This is a genomic window from Candidatus Bathyarchaeota archaeon A05DMB-5 (genome assembly GCA_019685655.1).
GTDB lineage: Archaea > Thermoproteota > Bathyarchaeia > Bathyarchaeales > Bathycorpusculaceae > DSLH01.
On record JABFQP010000001.1, the window covers coordinates 198,134 to 218,865 of the forward strand.

Consider the following 20,732-nt stretch of genomic DNA (forward strand, 5'->3'; position numbering starts at 1 on the left):
TTGTTTTTCACGTTATTCTGTTTCGATTCTGGGTGCTAAATAGAATGTGAGTTTTCCTTCTTTTGTTTGTTGGAAGTCTATTTTTATGGGCATGTCTGTTGAGAATTCCATTGTTGCAATGTCGGATGTTGCTGATGCTGTTTTTATAATTTCCGAAAGGTAGCTTAGGCTGAATGTTGATTTTGATGGTTCTTTGGCTTCTAAGTCGAGGAGTGTATCGCTTCCTTTTTGAAGAGTTATTGTGGCTCCCATGAGGTCGCCTGTGGCGTTGAAAACTATTTTTTCAGCGTCTGCTTCGATTCGCACGTGGTCGCTTACGAGTTGTGCGTCTTCGATTGCTTGGCTTAAGCCTTGGGTTGTGGTTTTGGCTTTAACGTTGAATGTGAGTTTTGGCGTGGGCACTTCCTCTTCTGAGGCTTCGAGGGTTGGCATTGTAAAGTTTCTTGAGTATTTTCCAGTTATTTTTAGTTGTAAGCGTCCAGTTTTTTCATCCAGTGAGAGTTCAACTACTTCGTCTTTGCCTGCTCTCTTAAGTAGTTTCAGTAGTTCGCTTATGTTTATGCACATTTTTGTCGGTTCTGTGCACATGTATTCTTCGAAAACTGTTTTTGGCCATTCGAAGTCTACCATGGCGACGCGTGACGGGTCCATGGCGCGTAGTTTCATTCCTTCTGGGTCGAGCTTGAATGTGGCTTCGTCTACGAGGATGGATATGGATGTGACCATGTCTCGCAGAAGTTTTGCGTCGGCTACTTTGAGTTTGAACATTGTAGTCACCTTTTTATTGGATATTGTTAGCTGTGAATAAAGCCTTTGCGCATTTAAGCGTGATGCTGGATTAAAGAAGTGGTTGCGCGAGAAAGAAGGATTTAAAAAGCGAGTGCCATGTCATAAACGAGTTTAACTGTATTCTCTAAATGTATAACTGCATTTTGTGCATCGCAGAAACTGCGTAGAAGATTCATCGGCGCCTCTTGTTTGCACTTGCCAAACATAAGCTGTGTTATTTCCGCATTTTGGACATTCAATCCTAACTGTTGGTAATGTTCGAAGTTTCTGTTCTTCCTTGCTTATTACCGCAACAAGTTTTTGGGGGTTATGCTGTATTACTTTGGCAACCTTTGGCGTTGTCTTTTTATCTGCGGATTTCTTTTTGTAACCGCACTTGGGACAAACCATCATCAATGACGTTTCTTTACCAGTTTTTCCCTTTTTAGGTACAAGACGAGAACCGCATTTTGGGCAAAATTCCATTGGTTTTTACTCCGATGTCCGTTTGTTTTCCCTTATCATTGTCCCTTTTAAACTTTTTCTTATTGGAATAAAGATTAGGGCTAAACGAAACTTATTCCAGAAGCAATAAGATGTGCTACGCGTAGTGCCTCTGGGATGTTGCTTCTTGTTGAAGTTAACTGTAGAATTTTTTCTGCGTCGTCCTTGAGGATTCCGGAGATTTGCATGTAGATTTTCTCTTTTTTGTTTCGTGTGGAGACTTCGAATATTTCTCCCGCATTCTGTATTGCCTCCCAGCGCTCTTCGCTCTTTGGCAGATTCTTCAAAGCCTTGCGGATTTTTGCAAGGTTTGGTTTTTCGCGTGTAACTGCTATTGCTGGAAGTTTTGTTTTTGCATTTAGCTTCTTGATGTCGATGATGTTGAAGCCTGCGAGTGTTATTCCGTTAAGCATTATGACCCTTAACTGTTTGTAGTGAGGCGAGTTGATTATCATGGAAGCTATTTTTCTTGTAGCGTCAAAGCCGTCAATTTTCACTTTTGTATGCATTACGCCGTCGAGGAAGTATCCGCCACGAAAAACAACTCCCACGACAGGTACAAGTCCCTCGGTGCGTGGTGTGAACACGCCATCGTCAATTCCGAGAACTCGAATTTCGGGTTTGATTACGCAGAATTTTTTTGGAATCAAAATATTTCCCCAGAGAGGTGGCAATCATGAAATATAGGGCTACATTCATTATAAGTTTAGCGAAGAATCAAAAGTGATGTAGGAATTGTCAGAGTATGAGGGAAGTGTGTGAAGATTAAGTCTTCCATTAAGAATTACGGTGACATGACTGAAGTGTTAACAGACCATGGATTGGCTTCTCTGGGGGATGCTTACGTGAACTTCGTATATTCCGTGGCGATGTCAGCTAGAAAGGGTGTGCCATGTGGTGAAAAGGTTAAAGGAAGTATACTTGCTGAGGCGATAAGAAAAGCTGGGTTAAGAGAAAAGTTGCCTTCAAGAATGACGCGGCATTCGTTGGCTGATGCCGCTGAGGCACTAATAGCGTACGCATGGCTTCAAGGGTGCATTACAATAGAAGAGAGCGTTACAATATTGACAAGCACTGATGACCCAGTTGAAGGTTTTAGCCAGCTACTTTCGAAGATAAGGAAGAGAATTAGGCTTTCTTGAGAGCTTTCTCGAACTCTTTACCGAAAAGTTTGTTCATGTCGCGTGTTTTTTCTAATGCGTTATGTAAGATGGTTTCGGGTTTTGCTTTGCCTTTTGTGCGAACGTAAATTATGGAGCTTGACGCTAAGGGGTGTGGCATGTCATAGCCTGCTAAATCAACATTTTCGTCTTCTAAAAGTCTCTTTTGCAGTAGGTTGCAAATGGTGTGTCCTATACCTTCGACTTCTAGTTTTAGCTCGTTTGATGTTTTCTTTAACACTTTAACTTTCATTTTCCATTTCTCCTTTCATATTATAATGGTCCTTTTCCATAATCTAAAGCTGTCTTGCGCTTTTCAATCTTCCCACATCTCGGACAATGCATAGCTTGCCGTCTTTGTTCCAACAAGAAGCCGCACTGAGAACAAAAACCGTAAACCACTCCTAAATTCTTGTCTTTAGTTGATAGATGGTAGACTTTGTTCTTTTCGCTTATTACTTCAGCTCTAATGATGTCGCCGGGTTTGCATACGTCAAACATTGAATCTACATATCGCATTTGCACATCAGAAATATGCAGAACACCAGTGAAAATGCCGGAAAGTTGTTTATTATTTATTTTGAAAATCCGCACACCCGCACTTTCAGATTGCACATTTGAAACTTGCCCAAGAACAGTGTTTCCAACTTTAGGAACTAATGCTCCTCGAATTAATGGAAAAACTGAAACACGCCTATTCACAAGGTCAAGCAGAGCGCGCCCAACAACCTTAGAATAAATCACACCGTCTTTCACGTACGTTCCAGCGTCAGGAATAAACTCTTCAATAACGCCTAAGCGTTCGCCGGGCAGCACAAATTGGCCGCTTTCTTGTTTGGAGGGTTGTGGGTTCATTTAAATTCACTTTCTGCATGGTTTGTGCATAGATTTGGACGAAGCAAGGGATAAATGTTCGCTAATGTGATATGTGTAGTTTTCTGTCCGCTCAATAAACCTTTTGATTGGCGCTGGCTGTAAGGCACGCTGCAGTTACTTTTTACTAAGTCCATCTTTTCCTTCTATAACATATAGGTCTACTAGAAACTCATGCTTCCTTTTCGTGTGGAAATTGAACATGTGCGGAATCGTCATGAGCATGACATAAACTACTTTGATTCGTCCGCCATGTTCTTCGATGAGTTTTTCTAGAAAAGGGTTAGGCGTTGCTGGTTTCAAAGCTGCTTTGTTATGTTTCAGTCTTTTGATGAATGCTTTGTCTTTTTGTGTACTTTTGTGTAGTGAGTAGATGGCTTTGGCTGTTTTCAGAGCTTTTTCGAGAAATTTTCGGTCTGCTTGTGGTCTTTGTACGCCGTAGGGCGGATTTTGAAGGATGGTATCAAAGTTTCCGTTAACAGCGTTTATGTCCGCAATAATCCATTCCACTTTTTCTCGCAGATCCGCTTGTCGTGCATTTTCACATGCAACTTTTATTGCAGCCTTATCTAAATCTACGCCTACGACTTGTTTTGCACCCAAAAACGCGGCGCCTAGCGCGAGCCTTCCAGTGCCACATCCTAAATCCAAAACCGATTTACCAATAATGTCATTGTATGTGTAGGCTGCCATGTAAAGCATTGTCGCGGCAACATCTGCTGGAATCGTGTATTGCTCAAGGTTTGGTTTAGGTGAAGGATGCGGCTTCACTTGTGAAAGCATCATTTCCAAATCTAATTTTCGAATAATCCTTTTCTGCATAATTCTTCCCAGGACAACTCGCCGACAACCACGCGCGCTTCATTAATTGTGAGCACGGGTTTCGGGAATTTCGAGGCGTCATCGAGAGAAACTCTTGGGCAAGCAGTGTTCACATAAGCATCTACCGTGGGAAACTCCATGAGCACTTCTGGCGTGACCTCTCTAACGACAAAGAGGAACGCTGTTTTCCCGTTTTCTTCAAGTTTCCGTTTTAAACTCAATGCTTCATCGAACCTTCTTTGCCCAGGCTTCAACCCAATTAAAACTGCCGTGGATTTTGCCTTTCGGGCTTCTTCCATGCTTGCCCATCGTTGTTTCAGAATTTTCGCTGCTTGTTCATCAATGGGGTAGGCGCGGTTTTCGTAAGGGTCTGCAACTATTGTGGGTTTAGATGTTGAAAGTGCAACGCCTAGAGCGTGAAATCGTCCGCCGCCAACAAAAAGGAAGGCTTCAACGTCTTTTGCTATTGATTTAGCGTTGCTGTAATCGCACCCGATTACTTGTCCGGGATAATTTACTCGTCCAGCGTCGCCTATAACGACGATTTTTCCGGCGTGTAGTAGGATTTCTCTGACGCTGTCGAGGGTTTGCACATGCTGGACTGTTGTTGTTAAACCTATCTTACGCCATTTTTCCATTAATGGCAAGGCTTTTTCGACGGCGCCGTCCACGTTTATGGTTGCTCTGGCTTCAACGTAAATTGTTGGAACTCGCTCGTACTTTAACAGTTTAGAATGCCCATAATGGATGATTAGGTCCACGCAGAGTGTTTCTGCTTCGGCTGTGGCTAAATCGCATGCGCCATAACAAGGGTCTGCAGAAATTATCGGTAAGGCACCAAATTTTTCAATGGTTTTGGCTAGCCGCGGCGCTTCAGGTTTTAGACCTTCTGGAAGCTGGATTAAGACACGTTTCGCTCCAAGTTTGAGTATTTCCTGTTTGACTCTTTCTTCTTCAAAATCGAATTGTTTCAATTTTGGACACTCTCTAAATCAGAAAGTAAGAATGTTCAGTTCAGAAAAGAAAAGCGAGGTTTATTCTTCTGCTTCGTTCCATCTGGGCGTCCATTCCCAGTCCGGCTTTGGTTTTCGGTTTCCGCGTCCAAGAGCTCTTTCGCTTTGTTCAGCTAGTCTTTCAAGTATTATTTTGCGTTCTATGCTTGCAACAAGTTTTTTGGTGGATATTACTGCGTCGTTGTTTACTGATATGCTGTCGATTCCTGCTCTTACGAGAAATTCTGCAAAGTCTGGCAGGTTTGATGGTCCTTCTCCGCAGATGGAGACTGTGCAGCCGTTTTCATGGGCTACTTTGATTAAGTGGGCAATTATTCTTTTCACGGCTGGGTCTCTTTCGTCGAAGTATCCCATCTGTCCTAGCCTTTCAGAGTCTCTGTCAATCATTAATATGCCTTGGGTCATGTCGTTTGAGCCTATGGAGAAGCCGTCGCAGAGTTTTGAGAATTCGTCGGCGAGTATGGCGATTGACGGTGTTTCAGCCATGAACCACACTTGGAAGTCTCGTGATCTTTCTAAACCTTCCTCTTTCATGATTTGGAGGCATCTTTTGGCTTCCCACACTGTTCGCACTACTGGAAGCATCACCCAAACGTTTTTCAAACCCCATTCTCTGCGGCATTTCTGTATTGCCTGACATTCAAGTCGAAAAGCCTTCTCGTACCATTGGCTTATGTAGCGGCTACATCCACGCCAGCCGAGCATGGGGTTGGCTTCGACAATCTCGTATTTTTCGCCGCCTTTCAATTCGCGGTACTCGTTTGTTTTGAAGTCGCTGAAGCGGACAACAACTGGGCGTGGTTGGATGGCTCTTGCGACTGTGGATATGCCTTCGGCGAGTTTGTCCACGAATTTTTGTCCTTGTCCGGTTTCTATGAGATACAATGGATGCTCGCCTATGTAGCTGGCTAAGATGAATTCTATTCGCATTAGCCCTATGCCTTCGAAAGGCAGGTCCTTGTATTCTTCGATTTTTTCTGGGACGCCTAGGTTCATGTAAATTTTTGTTGCGGTTACTGGTACGGATTGGAAGGTGCCGCCGACAACTGTTGGTGATGGTGTTGAAGCTCCGGAAGCGGATGAGAGTTGCTCGGTTAATGTTGCCATTATGCCTTCGTAAACAACGCCGCTTCTTGCGTCGACCGTGTATTCTTTGCCTGTTTCCATTAGTTTTGTGGCGTGTTCGGTTCCGACGATGCATGGTATGCCGAGCTCGCGGCTTACGATTGCTGCGTGGCATGTTACGCCGCCTTTGTCGGTGACTATTGCGCCTGCGAGTTTCATGAATGGCACGAAGTCGGGGTTTGTCATGTCTGTGACGAGTATGTCGCCTTTTTGCATGACTTTGGCTGCTTCGTCTGGGTTTAACACGACTTTTGCTTTGCCTACTCCGAAGCCTCTTTTGCCCGCTGCGATTCCTCTCACAATAACTTTTAACGCTTCTGCGGGTTTCATTGCTTCGGCTTCTGGTTTTTCAGGTTTCTCTGCAAGTTTTAGGCTCCAAACGGTTTCTGGTCTGGATTGTGTTATGAAGACGCTGTTTGGAAATTGCAGGTCTCCGTCGATTGCCCATTCGATGTCTTGTGGTTTTCCGTAATGTTGTTCGATGCGGTTAGCTAATTCTGCAAGTTTGAGAATTTCCTCGTCGTTTATGCATGGTTTTTCTTGGTGTTCTGGATGGACTTGTAAGTGTACTGTTTTTCCAGTGTTTGGGTCGCGCACATACGCGATTGTTTTTTTGGCAATGCTTCGTTCGACTATTTTCATGGTTCTTTTGTCGACGACGAAGTGGTCTGGAGTGACTGCTCCAGAAACGACTGCTTCGCCTAAACCATAGTTGCCTTCGATGACGATTTGGTTTGGGTCCCCAACGACAGGGTTTATTGTGAACATTACGCCGGCAGCTTTGGAGTTTACCATTTTTTGGACGCCGACGCTTATGAGCACTTTTTCGTGGGCGAAGCCTTTTTCGGTGCGGTAGAAGATTGCGCGTGGAGTAAAGAGGCTTGACCAGCATTTCACGGTTTTTTCTAGAACTTCGTTTATGCCTCTGACGTTTAGGTATGTTTCTTGTTGTCCGGCGAAAGAAGCGTCTGGTAAGTCTTCGGCGGTTGCGCTTGAGCGTACTGCGACGAAAACATCTTTTAGGTTGAGTCTCTTGGATAGTTCTTCATAAGCAAGCCTTATTGCGTTCTCGACGTCTTTTGGCATTGGCGTAGATTCTATTAAAGCGCGGATTTTTTTGGAAGCTATTTCATATTGTTTGGGGTCGCTGGGGTCGGTTACTGTTTCTTTTATTATCTCGTAGATTTTTGCTGCTATGCCGGTTTCTTCAATGAATTTTTTGTAGGAGTAGGCGGTTATTGCAAAGCCCGGGGGGACTGGGATTCCAGCGCGTGTCATTTCGCCGAGGTTTGCGTTTTTGCCTCCTACTAGGGGGATGTCGGTTTTTCGAAGGTTTTCAAACCATATTACTAAATCTTTTTTTGTTTCATTCAATTGTTTTCGCCTCTTCGGTTTGTATTTTTTCTACAACTATGCGGCATGGAATTGGAAGTTTGGCGCTTCCGCGTTTTAAGGCTTCTTTCGCTACTTCTACGCCGTCTGCGTTTACGTTGATTGTTATGATTGTCTGGTTGGGCTCAACGCGCGCGGCGGTTCCGATTGGTTTTCCAAAGGACCTGCGCATGCCGTCTTGCAGACGGTCTGCGTGGGCGCCAAAAATCATTTTGTTTTCTCTAAGGATTATGTGAGGGTACGGGTGAACGTGTAGGCGGTAATTGTTTTGAAATTTGTCCATTAAAGGACGGTTTGCTGCCATACGCGCAGCTTCTAGGGCATTGTGGCGGACCTGGGCTCTTTCAAGCGCGATTAGTTTGACTGCGTATTCGAATTTGGTTTTAGTGTCTCCCATGGTGAATTTGGTGATTTTTGGTGGTGGAAAGCCTTTTACGAAGTCTTTTCTTGCGTATGGCTGTCCTTTAACGGCTCTATAATTGCGTGCACGCATTTTGGGTTCCCTTTTCTGCATACATAAGCGCAATATTTAAACGATTTGTTGACGTTGCCTTTTGATTAAAGTTATGAATTTAGAATTAGTTTTGAAAATTCAGAATGGTGTTTATGTTTTTATGGTGGTAATGGTTTGTTTTTGAACCATGTTTTTGCTAGTTCTTCATAGTTTGGGAAGACGTTTTTGAGTATTGGAATATACATTTGTATTTCTTCTTGGGTTAGGTATTGGAATTGGTATTCGCCCATGTAGGGTGATGCTTCTCCGTCTCTTGTTACGAATTCCACGTGCATGAAGGGGTCGCCGCGTTTTATGGTTATTGGGCAGCGGTCGTTGCTGAGGTTTACGAGTTCTAGGGCTAGGCGTCCGATGAAGCCGCTGTGGACTTTTGCTGCGTTTAGGAAGCTTAGGCCCATGCGTCCGTATTTGCTTTTGGCGGTTAGGTGTGCCACGTAGTTTGGTGGTGTGAAGACGATTTCGTATGTTGTTAGGTTTTTGTGTTCGAGGTAATGTAGTGTGGTTTCTTCTTTTACGGTTAGGATGTAGCCGTCTCCGTCGAGGAGGTTGTGGTCGTATGGGTATATGCATTTGTATTTTTCGATAAGTTCTTTTAGTTTGTCTTTACCGAGTATGCACATGGCTATTCACGTTTTGAGTTGTTTTCTAGGAATAGTGCGGTTTTCTTGTTATATAGCTTTTTAACACAAACATGTATGCGCACAGCAACAATAACTCGCCTGTTAGGAGCCAAATATGTTATAACATTGATTATGTTACTGAATTTATTGGTTGTGTTGTCTAGGTTGGCGCTGGTTTATGAAAGAGGGTAAAGTGAGAGCTTGGTATGAGAAGTCGGTTAATATATTGTATATGCTGTTTGAAGAGGGACCAAGTCACGAGATTGTCGAGGTAGACCCTGATGTTCATTTAGAACTTAATTCGAAGGGCAAAGTTATCGGCATAGAGATTTGGAATGCTAGAAAGCGTGGTCTCATAAAGCAAATAGCAAAAGCCACAGCAGAGACAGCATAATTGTAAGGAAATAGTCAGCTTTTTTGGCTATGTAGTTTATCGGTTATTACATGTATGAAACGTGGAACATAAAAGCAGAACAGCCATTGGTTGTTAAATGAAATATTCTTACGCCTTACACTTGGAGGTTCAGAGAGCATACGGCAAATTGTTAGCAATATCCCAATTAAATCCTAATCACATTAAGCCCTTCTGATAAAAAAATGGGAAACAAACTCTATATCATAAACACTTTCAGACTAAAGGTTCAACCTATTTATAAGGGGGGTATAGCTTCCGCAGAGCGCAACAGTTTCGCATAACCACGAGCATGCAGAGTTAAGTAAAACTTCTCACCCAAACAATAATTTACACAAGGAGAAACAAATCAAATGAGTTGCAAGCACTGCCATAATCAAGCAGTTTACACATGCAGTGTCTGCGGAAAACCACTATGCCCACAACACACCCGATTGCGAACAGTATGCCCAACATGCCAAAAGAAAACCACACAGAACTACACCATCACAATAGCAAAAACCAAAAAAGAAAAAGAGAAAATCCGAAAATTTGTAGAACACTTCTGGGGAGAACAAGAACAACTAACATTTAACAGACGATTCATTGTCACCAAACTCCCAACGTACATTGCAAAAACACAAAACACCACCATAATTGTGGCATTAGGCATACTCCCAAAATACCAAAACACAGGAATAGGAAAAGCACTAACCAAAAAAGTCGAAATAAAAGCCAAACAATCAAACAAAAAACAACTACTAGTTTCAACATCAAACGACGACCTACCAGCATTAGCATTCTACCAAAAACTCGGCTTCCAAATCTACCAAGTAAAACCAAACGCCATAGCAGAAAAACACGGCAAAACCATAAAAGGAATAAACGGAATCCCAGTAAGAGACGAAATAAGACTACGAAAAATCATCCACTAAACAATACCACGTTCACGCCTAATCCCATCCAACACTTCCTTCGCCACAGAATACTTACCAAACAACTCAGAAAGCCTTCCACAAGGATACTCCACACAAAAACCACAATTCTCAACCTTCTTCGCCCTACCACACTTCCTTATCCCACAATCATTACAATACCAAAAAATACGCAAACTATCACTCACACAACCATCACAGTTAATATCCTCTAACCTATACTCCCGCCCATACTGCCTAGTAAAAATCTCAGCCACACGCCTCCGCTCTACATCATCATTCTTCTGTGTAGCAACAAAAACCGGACAATCAGAACACACAATCCCACAATAACCAACAAACTTACCCAAACAAGCTCTCTCCAACACCATATTAAAAACATAAACAGATTAACTTACCGCTTCGCCTCAACAAGCACCAACGTCTCAAAAAAGGGCAAATCACGCCTCGCAACAACACCGGCTTTCAACCCTTCCCTCGCAAAACCCTCCAAAGTTTCTTCAACCCCAGCCAAAGTAGACTGCATAAGCAACACACGCCCACCACGCCTAAGATAACTTGGCACTTCACAAATAAAACGGTCAATAACCCTCCTACCACTCTCCCCACCAGCCCAAGCACGCTCAATCCAAAACGCCCCTTCACTAACTTCAACAGGCAAATAAGGAGCATTAAAAAGAACCAAATCAAACTTCTCACATATCTTAAACGGCGAAAACAAATCACCCCGCACAAAAAACATTTTATCCATAACCCCATTCAACTCAGCATTTTCCTTCGCACAACACACAGCATACGGGTTCACATCAACCGCAACAACACCAGACGCCTTCTCTGCAGCAATTATACCCAAAAAGCCACAGCCGGCACCTACATCAAGAACAAAATCACCCCGCCTAACAACCAAATTCTCAGCAAAAAGAAACGAATCCTCACACGGCTCATAAACATTCTCCCAAACAGCAAAAACATAACCCCCAAAAAACACTTTCTTACACGCAAAACGCATTCGCCAACACTCCAAAATCTTCAGGCGCCAACTCCCTAATACGCCTATCACCAAAAGGAACAACCATCCCAGAAGGCACACCCTTCAAAAAAACCAACACAGCATTCCTAACCTTCCTATTACGCTGCGTAAACAACAACCGCACCAACCGCCTGAACAAATCCTCATCCTTTAATTCGAACGGCTTAGGCTTTTTCGGCTTCAAACGCACAACAACCGAATCAACCCTCGGCTGCGGATAAAACATCCCCTTCGGAACATCATCCAACAACTCAACATCCACAAAATAATACGCAAAAACACTCAACCACCCATAAGCATCACTGCCCACAGAAGCCACAAGCCTATCCGCAAACTCCCTCTGAAAAACCAAAACTGCACAATCAAAATTCCTACTCAAAAGCCACAAAAACAAACGAGAAGAAATACGATAAGGAGGAACAGAAACAACCTTATTAAACTCAGGAACCGCCACCTTAAGAACATCACCCTCAATAACTTGAACATTCACCAAATCCCTAAGCTGCTCACGCAAAACCCTAACAAGCCTCGCATCAAACTCAACAGCCAAAACACGACCACACTTACCCGCGAGAAAACGCGTCAAAAAACCAATCCCAGCACCAACATCCAACACTACATCCCTATTACACACCACCGCATAATCAATCATCCGCTGAAAAATTGATGGCTCAACCAAAAAATTCTGCCCTAAATGCTTCTTCGGAAAAATCTGGTACGCCCGAAGCAAAAACTTCGTTTCAGCTAACAAGCTCATATTACCACAAATAAACTATTGAACCCTCGTAAACAACCGATACTTGCTCTCGCCCGACAACTCCTCCAAAACACGTTTAGTAATCAACTTAACCGGATTAGGCAACTCCGTACGCTTCTGCAAATCATCAAAACTCTCAAAAGGCTTCTTCTCACGCTCATTAATAACCTGCCACATATACTTCTTACCAATACCAGGAATCAACTCCAAAGCATGCATCCGAGGCGTTATAGCCCTCGCAGTATTAAAAAAGTTAACAAACCACTTTTCACGATTCAAAACTATCCTACTAATAACCGCAGGAAGCTCCATCCTCGCAGCAGCCGTCAACTCCTCATAACTCACCCGCCCAATAATATACGTAATCTCCTCACGCGCATCCTTACCCACATAAACACGATCATGAAGCTTAAGCGTAACACCCTCCTTAGCTAAAGCCTCCAAAAGCGTAAAAAACTCCTCACCTATCAACTGCACAAGCGCTCCCGCTCTGTAACCAGCCCTGCCTGTTGGACGAATCCCAGAACGCCCATGCGGCAAGAAATCTAAGACGTAAGCGTATTCCTCGTATCTTTTCTCCATCATGTTCGCCTTTATCTTACACTCTTTTTGCTTAAAAAATAGTTGCTAAGACAGCTCATTGAGGTTTTCGATGTTCATCCAAAAGGATGACTATAGCTTCCAACTTTGAAGTCTCAATAATCTTACGCCCAGCAGCAAGAAAAACCCTCAATTCATCAACACTCTTCGGCATACAGTTAACTATCTGAACCGCTTCTTCCTCATCCAAACCAAACTCCTTCACAAGCTTCTCCACAAGCTTTCCAGCAGCCTCAGCATCCACCTTCGAAAACTTAGAAACATAATCATAAGTGCGCCGCTGGAACTGATCCAGATTCTCCTCGCCAATAGACTCCAGCAACTTCTTAACTTCAGGAAGAGTAAGCTTCTTTTCCTTCTCGCTTTTTCCCGCCATCTCAATCACGCTTTAAAAGGCTCCAAATGTTCCGGTCTAACAATAATCTCCTTAACCGCATCCCCTTGCATAATGCTTACAACATAACTTCGCCCGCGCTTGTCAACTATCGTACCAACCTTCCCATGATAACGTCTATGCGGCATGCCCTTCTGAACACTTGGATCTATCTTGATAACCACACTGCTTCCAGAAGGATACTCATACAGCAGCTTACTCAATTTCGTTTTCCCACGTTCACGTGGCTCCTTACGTAGCAGACGCCGAGTCCCTGAACGATATCCCTTTGACTTTTTCATTCATTTTCACCTTTTCAATCTTTCATAGCTACGTTTAAAACATCAAGTTTTATAGGCTTCGCTTTGTTCTTGAGAAGTCCTGAAACGCTTGGAGTTGTTCTTCCATCATCTCCTGTCACCAATTCTTTAACGTAAAGCCCTCCTTGGCATCGTATTTTCATTTCAGCCTTTTTAGGCGACAAAACCTTTACTTTCACGTCATATATGTACTTTTCCCGTGTCAAATCTGCTCGCCTATGCAAAACACGTGTTGGCGTCTTTTGTTTGACAATGATATTTGTTAGTTTATCTTCAAGAAGCCGCATATCTTCTTTCGTAATTTCATCTTCAAACTCAACTATTACACGGTATTCTTTCTGAGAAGATTCAGCCTTCTTCAACCTTCGAACCGCATCCTTGTTTGAAAACTTTAGATTCGAGACTTCAACCTTACCTTTTGCATAAGCATTCACTTCATTTTCTAATTTCTTAAGGTCCAAGAACCGCTTCTTAGGTCTCGAAATTTCAATCACGAAAGGTCTGCCCTTGCCAAGCATGCGAGCATCAATGTCTTCCCTTCCAGAAGCATGAAACGATATTTTCGCACCACCTGTCGCGTCCAAAAACAATTTCCCAATAATCTCCTCAACAGATTCCGGGTACATCTTCCCAGTCCAATTACATTTTTCGCAACCTTTTCCTCTGCAGTTCGAACAGAACCATTTTGACTGCGGTATGCCTCTGGCAAGTTTCTTGTAGCGCCCAGAAATGAAAAGAGGGTTCACTTGAAGCCCTATCTTATTAGTAAATGGGTTAACAATCACAACCACATCAGGCTTCTTATGCTCCACAGCTTTCTCACTGCACGAAGCAATTTTCTTGCCCAGCATCCTTCCAAACGCGGTTCGCATACTTTCAGCATAGATTGCTTCAAACTCGGCTCTAAACTCATCTTCTCGCTCCTCCACGGAAAGAGGTAATTCTACGCCTACCAAAAAGTTGTTATATTCATATTCCTCAAACTGCTTTACTGCTTTTTTTGCCAAGTCTTCAGTCATCTCAAATTTATTTTCGCATAAAAAACATACCTTAGGCAGATTTTTTTCCGGAACCTGCCTTTTCATTTTATGCAATATTTCTTTGGCTGTTTCAAAAAAACCGTTTGTCGCAAGAATCTTGAGGTTTCTAATGCCTTCTTTAGCTTTGGAAAGGGCTAACGCGTGCACTTCAAATGTCAATGCGAGTTTTATTGTTTTTCCTCGTTCGTCGTTTTCTACTCCATGCCCAAGCAGAGCAAATTGTCTTCCTAAACAATGGTCACACAAGGGATACTTTTCAAGCATTTTAAACGCTTTTTCTAAAACGCCAGAGCCCATTGTAAGGTCCTTTCCAAACCATTGTGCGCATTACTTAAAATCAAGCGGTAAACCTTTCCCGAAGAACGGAAGCTTCTTCTTTCGTCTAAGCGACTTTAACATTTTACGCATCATCACGTATTGTTTCAGAAGTTCTTTCACTTCCTTCTCACTTGTTCCAGAGCCCCTTGCAACACGTTTTATTCTGGAAGCGTTGAAAATTTTTGGGTTATCCTTTTCTTCCGGCGTCATGGACTGAATCATTACACGCCACTTTTCTAGGCGGTCTTCTGCAGTGTTCAGCATATCCTCAGGTATGTCATAAGACATGCCTGGAACCATCTTCAAAAGTTTACGGAAAGTTCCCATACCCTTCATGGCTTCGAACTGTTCATACATGTCAGTTAACGTGAATTTGCCGCTTAGGATGGCTTTGGCTTTTTTCTCTGGCACCTTAATTTCTGCTTCGCGAACTTTTTCCAACAAAGTTTCAAGGTCGCCCATGCCTAGGAGCCTGCCAACGAAACGGGAAGGAATGAACGCCTCTATGTCTTCTACTTTTTCGCCGGTGCTGATGAACTTTATAGGAGCCCCAGTAGCTGCAACCGCGGAAAGAGCACCGCCACCTCGCGCTGAACCATCCAATTTTGTCACGATAATTGAGCCTATAGGCGTGGCTTCATTGAAAGCTTTCGCTTGAACTGTTGCTTGTTGCCCGATTGTTCCATCAATCACAAGTACAATCTCGTCGGGCTTAATGTTTTTTTCAAGCATTTTCATTTCTTTAATTAGTTCCTGTTCCTCTTTGTGGCGCCCAGCAGTGTCAATTATCACAATTTCCTTATCGTTGAATTGTTTTAAACCGTCAAGTGCTATTTTAACAGGGTCCTTTGCTTTTGGGTCGCCGTATAGCGGCACATTTATCCTGTTTGCTAATTGTTGCAATTGCGCGTATGCTCCAGGTCTGTACGTGTCAACGCATATTAGCGCTGGTTTTAATCCTCTCTTTTGATAGTATCTTGCAAGTTTAGCCGCTACAGTTGTTTTTCCTGACCCTTGAATCCCCACAAGCATTATCACGTTGCGCTTTCCAGGTTCCACCGTTATTGGCGCAGGCTTTTCTCCGAGAAAACGAGTTAATTCTTCATAAACAACTTTTATTACATGCTCGCGGCGTGAAATGCCCGGAGGAACTTTTTCTTTTAGAGCTCTTTCTTCTATTCGCTTGGAAATGTCAAGCACAAGTTTAACGTTGACGTCTGCTTGCAGCAGAGCCCTCTGTATGTCGCGTACAAGTTCTTTAACTGTGGCCTCATCTACGATGGATGCTTTGAAAACTTTTTTTAGGGCTTCGTAAAGTGTGGAGCCCAAGCGTTCTAGTGCCATGTTGTTTCTCCAAATTCTAAACAGTTTATGCTTTTAAATAGATATTCTGCTCTTTAAGCTTAACTTGCATAACCTTTTTACGAGTCGCCTTTTAAAGGAGAAGGTTGAGGGTTAAAGTTTGAATGAAGAAGTTAAAATTGTAGAGAAAAAAGAGATTTCACCTAACGCTACACTGGTGTTTGGTTTTCCAGATGTTGGATTGGTCGGCGTCATCGCAGCATCGCATTTGATAGAAGAACTTAAAGATTTTGAAGAAGTTGCGTTTATGGATTCAAAGTTGCTACCGCCGATAATCGTCTTGCATGAGGGCTTGCCGCATTCTCCGATAAGAATTTTTGGAAACAATGAAGCCTTGTTAGCTGTTTCTGAAACTGCAATATCTGCAGACATTATTTATCCAGTGATGAATGCGTTGATTGAATGGGGAAAAAGCAAAAATGTTAAGATGATGGTTTCATTAAGCGGCATTCCAATACAAGACAGGCAAGACGTTCAAGAGTTGAAAGTTTTTGCTGCAGCGTCGAACCCAGACACGCTGAAAATGGTGCAAGATAAAGGCATAGAAATATTGAAGGAAGGGTACATGGTTGGTCCCCAAGCACTTATGCTTCAAAGATGCGCGACTATGGGTTTACCAGCAATAGCATTACTTGCGCAATGTTTCCTTAACTATCCAGACCCTGAAGCTGCAGCGGAAGTGTTAAAGGGATTAGCAAATGTCACCGAAGTAAAAGTGGATGTTTCAAAACTTCTGGAAAAAGGCGAAGAAATTCGTTTAAGAGCCAGAGACGTTATGAGACGAACACAGCAAGAGATGACTAAAATGAAGAAAACGCAAGAATACGACATTCCATTGTATGTTTCTTAAGGAGGAAATGTGAATGTCTAGCAGAAGAAGGCGTTCAATCTTCGACTTGATTGATGAATACTTTGACGAATGGGAAGAATTGTTCGAAAGGTTTGGAGAACAATTAGCGGAAAGACCAAGCTGGAACCAGAAAACTTGCGCCGTGGAACCACTTCGTGACATGATAGTGACGCCGACAGAAGTGATAGTAACTGTTGATTTGCCCTACACAGAAGAGAGCACAGTGCAAGTTAAAGCGTTAGACGAAAAAACTCTTGAGATATCAGCGAAGATGAAACGAAAAATACGCCTCGAAGAACTGGGTATAACACACTACAAAGGCGAGTTCCAAACATTCCATTGCCAAACGCGTATTCCAGTACCTGTGCAGATGGATAAAATGGCAATACGTTTCAAAAAGGGAATATTAGAAGTGTGCATTCCCCGCAAACATGAATACGCAATCCCGGTGGAATAAACGTAGAAGCCTCAGCCCATAAATGTCTTCACAAATCAGACGGCTCTTCTCGCATCATCGGCTTCAATAAACACAAGACTAAACGAGAAAATAAACTTTGATGGAAAGTTTTAACAATAAGATATGCTAACTTCTAGAAACAGCTAATGGTGAAAATTCATGGCAACTGAACGTGCTATTCAATTTGCTGTATTTGCTCTTTTGCTTGTAGGTTTAGGCGGTGTTAGCGCTTGGGCAAGTTACACGTATGTCACGCCTGAGGTATTGAAATTTGCTGGCATCGCACTAAGTTGGGGAATAATTCTTCTGGTTCTTTACTTAGGCTTCAAAAAGCTCAATTGGGAATGGTGGAGTTAATTAAGTAACAAACCCATCACCAGTTCATCATGATATTTACCGTCTTCGCCAAAGTATGCATCCTTCATTATTCCTTCAATTTTGAAGCCAAACTTCTGATAGAGATGAACAGCGATTTTGTTATCAGCGACAACATGTAAACTTACTCGGTGCAATCCTTCATCTTTCGCAAGTTTCATGAGCCTAGCAAGCATTGCGGTTCCTAATCCCATGTTATGAAAGTTTTGGTGAAGATACATTACCAAATCACCTGTTCCTTTTCTTCGTGCATTAGGATTCTTGAAAATCTGTGCATGCCCAACAATGTTATCCTCATGTAAAGCGATTAAGGCTATAATATTTTGAAGATTACTAAACCAGCCCCTTTCAAGTCTTTCCCTATTGTAAGGTGGCATTCCCCAACGTACAGCATCGTCCGAAAGAGATTCGTACATCTTGATAAGTCTCTCTTTATCATCTATCTGAAACTTTCTAATTAGAACCGTTCTGCCGTCCTTTAACTTGACCTTTTCAGCGGGCAGGAATGTGTAACCTCCAGTAAAGAGTAACTACCAAGGTGTCTCATTTCATTCGATGCCAAAAGTTCAATCTTTCATTTTATTTTGTTCTTACTATTTTGATTTTGCCCAGTATCCGCCAATACTCGATTTCAACGCCAGCAGCAATTTTCGCCTTCAACTCTTCCTCTTCAGGATAAGGAGCATCAAAATACTCGTAGGTTTCCAAGTCCATTATTTGAATGCTTGAAGGAGTAACAGCGTAAACTTGTCCACTGCGTTTTTCAATTATTGGAACTTCAGCGTTGGCGTCCACAGGTTTTACAATGCTCCTTTTTACGCCGTCAAAAACGCCAATGGCTACGATTCTTGCTTTGGCAGAACCATGTTTTCCAGGTTTTGATTTGGTTATATCGACTATTCGGCATGGTTCGTTATCGACAATCATGTATCCGCCTACACGCAAGCTTCCAACATCAACTGGTTTGCTCATTCACTCACCAACTGCTCACGATTTTCATCCACAGCAATTTTAAACAACACCCATATATAGATTAAGGTGCCGCTAATACAAAACGGTGAAGCCATTGTTCAAAAGCGTCGGACTGGTTGCCCGTTTTGACAAAAAACCAGCCATAAAACTTGCTGAAGACTTGGCTAATTACTTGAGAGAAAAAGGATTAGAAGTATTTGTAGAGGACACACTAGCAAACAAGGCAAGCATAAAAGGAAAAACCATTCCACTTGAAAAAATGAAAACTGATTTCATAATAACAGTTGGCGGCGACGGCACCATCCTACGAACATGCGTCGCCATTCCAAAGCCAGAACCGCCAATACTCACAATAAACATGGGTATTCGGGGTTTCCTAACAGAAGTCGAACCAAAACAAGCCTTTGCCGCTATAGATAAATGCTTAAAGAAAGAATTCGAAATTGAAAAATGCATGAAACTTTCGATAATGGCGGATGGCACAAAGTTTCCCGACGCCTTAAATGAGGTATTAATTGTAGCCGACGAACCAGTAAAACTGCTTTACACACGCATTCTCAAAGATGGACAACCAATCTTAGGCTCCCAAGCAGATGGCTTAATGGTTTCCACACAAACCGGCTCAACAGGATATTCGCTTTCGGCAGGTGGCCCAGTGCTGGACCCAAATGTAGACGCATTTGTTTTAACTTCCATATGCGCCTTAAGCGTTTTCCGCTCGATTGTCTTTCCAGCAAATTCCAATTTAACTATTGAAGTCGTTAGACCAAGAAAGATTCTAGTAATAATTGATGGCCAGCATCGGCAAATTATAAATTCCAAACTTCCACGCGTTACGGTCACACGCTCAAAATATGAAACTTCTTTTATAAGGTTCAGAGAGAACTTTTACCATCGCCTCAGAAGCAGACTTCTCTTTAAAGGAGTTTGATTGACAACGTGAATAGAAAAGTTATAGTTTTGGACACATCGGCTTTCGTGGCTGGATTCGACCCATTTTCTATAAGCGAGGAACAATATACCGTGCCAATGGTTAGAGAAGAAATCTTCGGAAGCTCAATGTCTTGGGTCAGATTTAAAACAGCAATGGAAAGCGGAAAGTTAAAAGTGAAAATGCCAGAAGAGAACTTCCTCAATAAAGTTAAAGTGTCAGCAAATGTCATCGGCGATGCATTTTTCCTTTCAGATGCTGACCTTCAAGTTTTGGCATTGGCTCTAGAGCTTAAGTCGCAAGGATGCACTCCATTAGTTGCCACAGACGATTACTCCATACAAAACGTTGCAAATCAAATGGGCATACCTTTTGCTTCCCTAGCAACTTTTGGCATACGCTTCCGATTACAATGGATAAGGTATTGCCCCGCATGCCATAAAAGGTATCCGGCTAATTATAAATACGGAAAATGCGAAATATGCGGTACAGAGTTGAAAAGGAAACCATTAAGAAAAAAGAGCTTAGACCAAGGATAATCATCAACAATATAAGAAAGTGTGGAGTTTAAAATTTGAAAAATGTTGAGGTTTAGTCATGAGCACAATTGAACGTAAAACCATTTACTTCAAGAAAGCAGGCGCTCAGAACACAGATGCACTGCTTAAACTTGTCAAAGATTACATAGAAAAAGAAGACATAAAAAACATAGTAGTTGCATCAACAACCGGCGAGACAGGAGCAAAAGCATCCGAAATCTTCAAAGGCTACAATGTCGTCGTGGTAACTCATTGCCACGGTTTCCGTCAACCCGGAGAAACCGAGCTACTAGAAGACCATAAGAAGGAAATTCTGGCGAATGGAGCGAAAATCTTCACAGGCATTCATGCCCTAAGCAGTGTAGAACGAGCAATCCGCAAAGATTTCAGCACAATCCAGCCTTTAGAGCTTATTGCAAACATCCTCAGACTCATGGGAGAAGGAACAAAAGTATGCGTAGAAATCGCCTTGATGGCTGCAGATGCAGGCTTAATTCCAGTCGACAAGGACATAGTGGCTATTGCTGGAACTGGAAGAGGCGCAGACACCGCACTACGAATTCAACCAGCTAACGCCGCGAGGTTCTTTGAACTGAAAATCAGAGAAGTAATAGCAAAACCACTTGAGTTCTGAACAAACACTAGAGCTGAAGTTTCAATCAATCTTTGTTAAGTTCATTTGTTGTAAGGA

General features: G+C 42.6%; 29 protein-coding genes. 9 read left to right on the forward strand and 20 right to left on the reverse strand.

Going from position 1 to position 20,732, the window contains the following annotated elements:
- Nucleotides 1-12: 12 nt before the first annotated feature.
- The 3 genes from pcn to HM003_01160 form a co-directional block, all read right to left on the reverse strand.
- Nucleotides 13-768, reverse strand: a complete 756-nt coding sequence (pcn, locus tag HM003_01150; GenBank protein ID MBX5327949.1) for a proliferating cell nuclear antigen (pcna) — start codon at nucleotides 766-768, stop codon at nucleotides 13-15.
- A 132-nt stretch (nucleotides 769-900) separates the two neighbouring features.
- Nucleotides 901-1,254: a transcription factor S gene (locus HM003_01155; GenBank protein MBX5327950.1), complete on the reverse strand. Its 354-nt coding sequence runs from the start codon at nucleotides 1,252-1,254 to the stop codon at nucleotides 901-903.
- A gap of 80 nt (nucleotides 1,255-1,334) precedes the next feature.
- Complete coding sequence (locus tag HM003_01160; protein ID MBX5327951.1) at nucleotides 1,335-1,919, reverse strand: DUF99 family protein; 585 nt, start codon at nucleotides 1,917-1,919, stop codon at nucleotides 1,335-1,337.
- A 147-nt stretch (nucleotides 1,920-2,066) separates the two neighbouring features.
- Between HM003_01160 and HM003_01165 the strand changes: the two genes are divergently transcribed.
- A complete protein-coding gene (locus tag HM003_01165; GenBank protein MBX5327952.1) occupies nucleotides 2,067-2,414 on the forward strand; it encodes a hypothetical protein in 348 nt (115 codons plus the stop codon).
- Here the strand turns inward: HM003_01165 and HM003_01170 are convergent.
- The 7 genes from HM003_01170 to HM003_01200 all read right to left on the reverse strand — a co-directional run bounded on the left by HM003_01170 (nucleotide 2,401) and on the right by HM003_01200 (nucleotide 8,791).
- Complete coding sequence (locus HM003_01170; protein MBX5327953.1) at nucleotides 2,401-2,685, reverse strand: DNA-directed RNA polymerase subunit L; 285 nt, start codon at nucleotides 2,683-2,685, stop codon at nucleotides 2,401-2,403. The genes HM003_01165 and HM003_01170 overlap by 14 nt on opposite strands.
- 20 nt (nucleotides 2,686-2,705) lie before the next feature.
- A complete protein-coding gene (locus HM003_01175) occupies nucleotides 2,706-3,287 on the reverse strand; it encodes an exosome complex RNA-binding protein Csl4 (protein ID MBX5327954.1) in 582 nt (193 codons plus the stop codon).
- A 135-nt stretch (nucleotides 3,288-3,422) separates the two neighbouring features.
- The gene (locus tag HM003_01180) at nucleotides 3,423-4,127 is read right to left on the reverse strand and encodes a methyltransferase (protein ID MBX5327955.1); all 705 of its coding nucleotides are present in this window, start codon (nucleotides 4,125-4,127) and stop codon (nucleotides 3,423-3,425) included.
- Nucleotides 4,100-5,101 (reverse strand): diphthamide biosynthesis enzyme Dph2, encoded by a 1,002-nt coding sequence (gene dph2 / locus HM003_01185; GenBank protein MBX5327956.1) that lies wholly within the window; start codon nucleotides 5,099-5,101, stop codon nucleotides 4,100-4,102. The genes HM003_01180 and dph2 overlap by 28 nt, the downstream gene beginning before the upstream one ends.
- A gap of 60 nt (nucleotides 5,102-5,161) precedes the next feature.
- On the reverse strand, nucleotides 5,162-7,639 hold the full coding sequence (gene ppsA / locus HM003_01190) for a phosphoenolpyruvate synthase (GenBank protein ID MBX5327957.1): 2,478 nt from the start codon (nucleotides 7,637-7,639) through the stop codon (nucleotides 5,162-5,164).
- Nucleotides 7,632-8,150: a 50S ribosomal protein L16 gene (locus HM003_01195; protein ID MBX5327958.1), complete on the reverse strand. Its 519-nt coding sequence runs from the start codon at nucleotides 8,148-8,150 to the stop codon at nucleotides 7,632-7,634. The genes ppsA and HM003_01195 overlap by 8 nt, the downstream gene beginning before the upstream one ends.
- A gap of 119 nt (nucleotides 8,151-8,269) precedes the next feature.
- Nucleotides 8,270-8,791 carry a hypothetical protein gene (locus HM003_01200; protein ID MBX5327959.1) on the reverse strand — a complete coding sequence of 174 codons (522 nt, stop codon included), beginning with the start codon at nucleotides 8,789-8,791 and terminating at the stop codon, nucleotides 8,270-8,272.
- Between the two features lie 178 nt (nucleotides 8,792-8,969).
- Here HM003_01200 and HM003_01205 point away from each other — a divergent pair, with 178 nt between their 5' ends.
- Both HM003_01205 and HM003_01210 read left to right on the forward strand, forming a co-directional pair.
- Complete coding sequence (locus tag HM003_01205; GenBank protein MBX5327960.1) at nucleotides 8,970-9,185, forward strand: DUF2283 domain-containing protein; 216 nt, start codon at nucleotides 8,970-8,972, stop codon at nucleotides 9,183-9,185.
- A 371-nt stretch (nucleotides 9,186-9,556) separates the two neighbouring features.
- On the forward strand, nucleotides 9,557-10,117 hold the full coding sequence (locus HM003_01210; protein MBX5327961.1) for a GNAT family N-acetyltransferase: 561 nt from the start codon (nucleotides 9,557-9,559) through the stop codon (nucleotides 10,115-10,117).
- Here HM003_01210 and HM003_01215 read toward each other — a convergent pair.
- From HM003_01215 to ffh, 8 genes are read right to left on the reverse strand one after another with little or no spacing between them, the layout of a single operon-like run.
- Nucleotides 10,114-10,467 carry a DUF3795 domain-containing protein gene (locus tag HM003_01215; GenBank protein ID MBX5327962.1) on the reverse strand — a complete coding sequence of 118 codons (354 nt, stop codon included), beginning with the start codon at nucleotides 10,465-10,467 and terminating at the stop codon, nucleotides 10,114-10,116. The two genes, HM003_01210 and HM003_01215, sit on opposite strands and share 4 nt — an antisense overlap.
- Before the next feature lie 44 nt (nucleotides 10,468-10,511).
- On the reverse strand, nucleotides 10,512-11,126 hold the full coding sequence (locus HM003_01220; GenBank protein ID MBX5327963.1) for a methyltransferase: 615 nt from the start codon (nucleotides 11,124-11,126) through the stop codon (nucleotides 10,512-10,514).
- On the reverse strand, nucleotides 11,110-11,904 hold the full coding sequence (gene rsmA / locus HM003_01225) for a ribosomal RNA small subunit methyltransferase A (GenBank protein MBX5327964.1): 795 nt from the start codon (nucleotides 11,902-11,904) through the stop codon (nucleotides 11,110-11,112). Before rsmA ends, HM003_01220 begins: the two co-directional genes overlap by 17 nt.
- Before the next feature lie 15 nt (nucleotides 11,905-11,919).
- Nucleotides 11,920-12,489, reverse strand: a complete 570-nt coding sequence (locus HM003_01230) for a DUF655 domain-containing protein (protein ID MBX5327965.1) — start codon at nucleotides 12,487-12,489, stop codon at nucleotides 11,920-11,922.
- Between the two features lie 52 nt (nucleotides 12,490-12,541).
- Nucleotides 12,542-12,880, reverse strand: coding sequence for an RNA polymerase Rpb4 (locus HM003_01235; GenBank protein ID MBX5327966.1), 339 nt, complete (start codon nucleotides 12,878-12,880; stop codon nucleotides 12,542-12,544).
- Nucleotides 12,881-12,885: 5 nt separating this feature from the next.
- Nucleotides 12,886-13,179 carry a 50S ribosomal protein L21e gene (locus HM003_01240; GenBank protein ID MBX5327967.1) on the reverse strand — a complete coding sequence of 98 codons (294 nt, stop codon included), beginning with the start codon at nucleotides 13,177-13,179 and terminating at the stop codon, nucleotides 12,886-12,888.
- 14 nt (nucleotides 13,180-13,193) lie between these two features.
- Entirely contained in the window at nucleotides 13,194-14,534 is a 1,341-nt protein-coding gene (locus HM003_01245; protein MBX5327968.1) for a tRNA pseudouridine(54/55) synthase Pus10, read from the reverse strand.
- A 30-nt stretch (nucleotides 14,535-14,564) separates the two neighbouring features.
- A complete protein-coding gene (gene ffh, locus HM003_01250; GenBank protein ID MBX5327969.1) occupies nucleotides 14,565-15,899 on the reverse strand; it encodes a signal recognition particle protein in 1,335 nt (444 codons plus the stop codon).
- Nucleotides 15,900-16,017: 118 nt separating this feature from the next.
- Here ffh and HM003_01255 point away from each other — a divergent pair, with 118 nt between their 5' ends.
- The 3 genes from HM003_01255 to HM003_01265 all read left to right on the forward strand — a co-directional run bounded on the left by HM003_01255 (nucleotide 16,018) and on the right by HM003_01265 (nucleotide 17,581).
- A complete protein-coding gene (locus tag HM003_01255) occupies nucleotides 16,018-16,767 on the forward strand; it encodes a proteasome assembly chaperone family protein (protein MBX5327970.1) in 750 nt (249 codons plus the stop codon).
- Between the two features lie 13 nt (nucleotides 16,768-16,780).
- Entirely contained in the window at nucleotides 16,781-17,224 is a 444-nt protein-coding gene (locus HM003_01260) for an Hsp20/alpha crystallin family protein (protein MBX5327971.1), read from the forward strand.
- A gap of 159 nt (nucleotides 17,225-17,383) precedes the next feature.
- The gene (locus HM003_01265; protein MBX5327972.1) at nucleotides 17,384-17,581 is read left to right on the forward strand and encodes a hypothetical protein; all 198 of its coding nucleotides are present in this window, start codon (nucleotides 17,384-17,386) and stop codon (nucleotides 17,579-17,581) included.
- On the opposite strand, the gene HM003_01270 is transcribed toward HM003_01265, so the two are convergent.
- Together HM003_01270 and HM003_01275 are read right to left on the reverse strand one after the other, a co-directional pair.
- Nucleotides 17,578-18,015: a GNAT family N-acetyltransferase gene (locus HM003_01270; protein ID MBX5327973.1), complete on the reverse strand. Its 438-nt coding sequence runs from the start codon at nucleotides 18,013-18,015 to the stop codon at nucleotides 17,578-17,580. The two genes, HM003_01265 and HM003_01270, sit on opposite strands and share 4 nt — an antisense overlap.
- A 163-nt stretch (nucleotides 18,016-18,178) precedes the next feature.
- The gene (locus HM003_01275; protein MBX5327974.1) at nucleotides 18,179-18,571 is read right to left on the reverse strand and encodes a translation initiation factor IF-5A; all 393 of its coding nucleotides are present in this window, start codon (nucleotides 18,569-18,571) and stop codon (nucleotides 18,179-18,181) included.
- Nucleotides 18,572-18,665: 94 nt separating this feature from the next.
- On the opposite strand from HM003_01275, the gene HM003_01280 reads away from it, so the two are divergent.
- The 3 genes from HM003_01280 (at nucleotide 18,666) to HM003_01290 (ending at nucleotide 20,675) form a co-directional block, all read left to right on the forward strand.
- Entirely contained in the window at nucleotides 18,666-19,502 is an 837-nt protein-coding gene (locus HM003_01280) for an NAD(+) kinase (GenBank protein ID MBX5327975.1), read from the forward strand.
- Nucleotides 19,499-20,041 (forward strand): ribonuclease VapC, encoded by a 543-nt coding sequence (locus HM003_01285; protein MBX5327976.1) that lies wholly within the window; start codon nucleotides 19,499-19,501, stop codon nucleotides 20,039-20,041. Before HM003_01280 ends, HM003_01285 begins: the two co-directional genes overlap by 4 nt.
- A 67-nt stretch (nucleotides 20,042-20,108) precedes the next feature.
- The gene (locus HM003_01290; protein MBX5327977.1) at nucleotides 20,109-20,675 is read left to right on the forward strand and encodes a hypothetical protein; all 567 of its coding nucleotides are present in this window, start codon (nucleotides 20,109-20,111) and stop codon (nucleotides 20,673-20,675) included.
- Nucleotides 20,676-20,732 lie beyond the last annotated feature (57 nt).

What these genes read in the sequence shown, in the direction of transcription:
- HM003_01240 (MBX5327967.1), bottom strand. Translation starts at nt 13,179, where the DNA reads ATGAAAAAGTCAAAGGGATATCGTTCAGGGACTCGGCGTCTGCTACGT.
- HM003_01175 (MBX5327954.1), bottom strand. Translation starts at nt 3,287, where the DNA reads ATGAACCCACAACCCTCCAAACAAGAAAGCGGCCAATTTGTGCTGCCC.
- ffh (MBX5327969.1), bottom strand. Translation starts at nt 15,899, where the DNA reads ATGGCACTAGAACGCTTGGGCTCCACACTTTACGAAGCCCTAAAAAAA.
- pcn (MBX5327949.1), bottom strand. Translation starts at nt 768, where the DNA reads ATGTTCAAACTCAAAGTAGCCGACGCAAAACTTCTGCGAGACATGGTC.
- HM003_01260 (MBX5327971.1), top strand. Translation starts at nt 16,781, where the DNA reads ATGTCTAGCAGAAGAAGGCGTTCAATCTTCGACTTGATTGATGAATAC.
- HM003_01170 (MBX5327953.1), bottom strand. Translation starts at nt 2,685, where the DNA reads ATGAAAGTTAAAGTGTTAAAGAAAACATCAAACGAGCTAAAACTAGAA.
- HM003_01180 (MBX5327955.1), bottom strand. Translation starts at nt 4,127, where the DNA reads ATGCAGAAAAGGATTATTCGAAAATTAGATTTGGAAATGATGCTTTCA.
- rsmA (MBX5327964.1), bottom strand. Translation starts at nt 11,904, where the DNA reads ATGAGCTTGTTAGCTGAAACGAAGTTTTTGCTTCGGGCGTACCAGATT.
- HM003_01270 (MBX5327973.1), bottom strand. Translation starts at nt 18,015, where the DNA reads ATGTACGAATCTCTTTCGGACGATGCTGTACGTTGGGGAATGCCACCT.
- HM003_01195 (MBX5327958.1), bottom strand. Translation starts at nt 8,150, where the DNA reads ATGCGTGCACGCAATTATAGAGCCGTTAAAGGACAGCCATACGCAAGA.
- HM003_01205 (MBX5327960.1), top strand. Translation starts at nt 8,970, where the DNA reads ATGAAAGAGGGTAAAGTGAGAGCTTGGTATGAGAAGTCGGTTAATATA.
- HM003_01230 (MBX5327965.1), bottom strand. Translation starts at nt 12,489, where the DNA reads ATGATGGAGAAAAGATACGAGGAATACGCTTACGTCTTAGATTTCTTG.
- HM003_01265 (MBX5327972.1), top strand. Translation starts at nt 17,384, where the DNA reads ATGGCAACTGAACGTGCTATTCAATTTGCTGTATTTGCTCTTTTGCTT.
- HM003_01245 (MBX5327968.1), bottom strand. Translation starts at nt 14,534, where the DNA reads ATGGGCTCTGGCGTTTTAGAAAAAGCGTTTAAAATGCTTGAAAAGTAT.
- HM003_01165 (MBX5327952.1), top strand. Translation starts at nt 2,067, where the DNA reads ATGACTGAAGTGTTAACAGACCATGGATTGGCTTCTCTGGGGGATGCT.
- HM003_01275 (MBX5327974.1), bottom strand. Translation starts at nt 18,571, where the DNA reads ATGAGCAAACCAGTTGATGTTGGAAGCTTGCGTGTAGGCGGATACATG.
- HM003_01220 (MBX5327963.1), bottom strand. Translation starts at nt 11,126, where the DNA reads ATGCGTTTTGCGTGTAAGAAAGTGTTTTTTGGGGGTTATGTTTTTGCT.
- HM003_01210 (MBX5327961.1), top strand. Translation starts at nt 9,557, where the DNA reads ATGAGTTGCAAGCACTGCCATAATCAAGCAGTTTACACATGCAGTGTC.
- HM003_01235 (MBX5327966.1), bottom strand. Translation starts at nt 12,880, where the DNA reads ATGGCGGGAAAAAGCGAGAAGGAAAAGAAGCTTACTCTTCCTGAAGTT.
- HM003_01155 (MBX5327950.1), bottom strand. Translation starts at nt 1,254, where the DNA reads ATGGAATTTTGCCCAAAATGCGGTTCTCGTCTTGTACCTAAAAAGGGA.
- HM003_01200 (MBX5327959.1), bottom strand. Translation starts at nt 8,791, where the DNA reads ATGTGCATACTCGGTAAAGACAAACTAAAAGAACTTATCGAAAAATAC.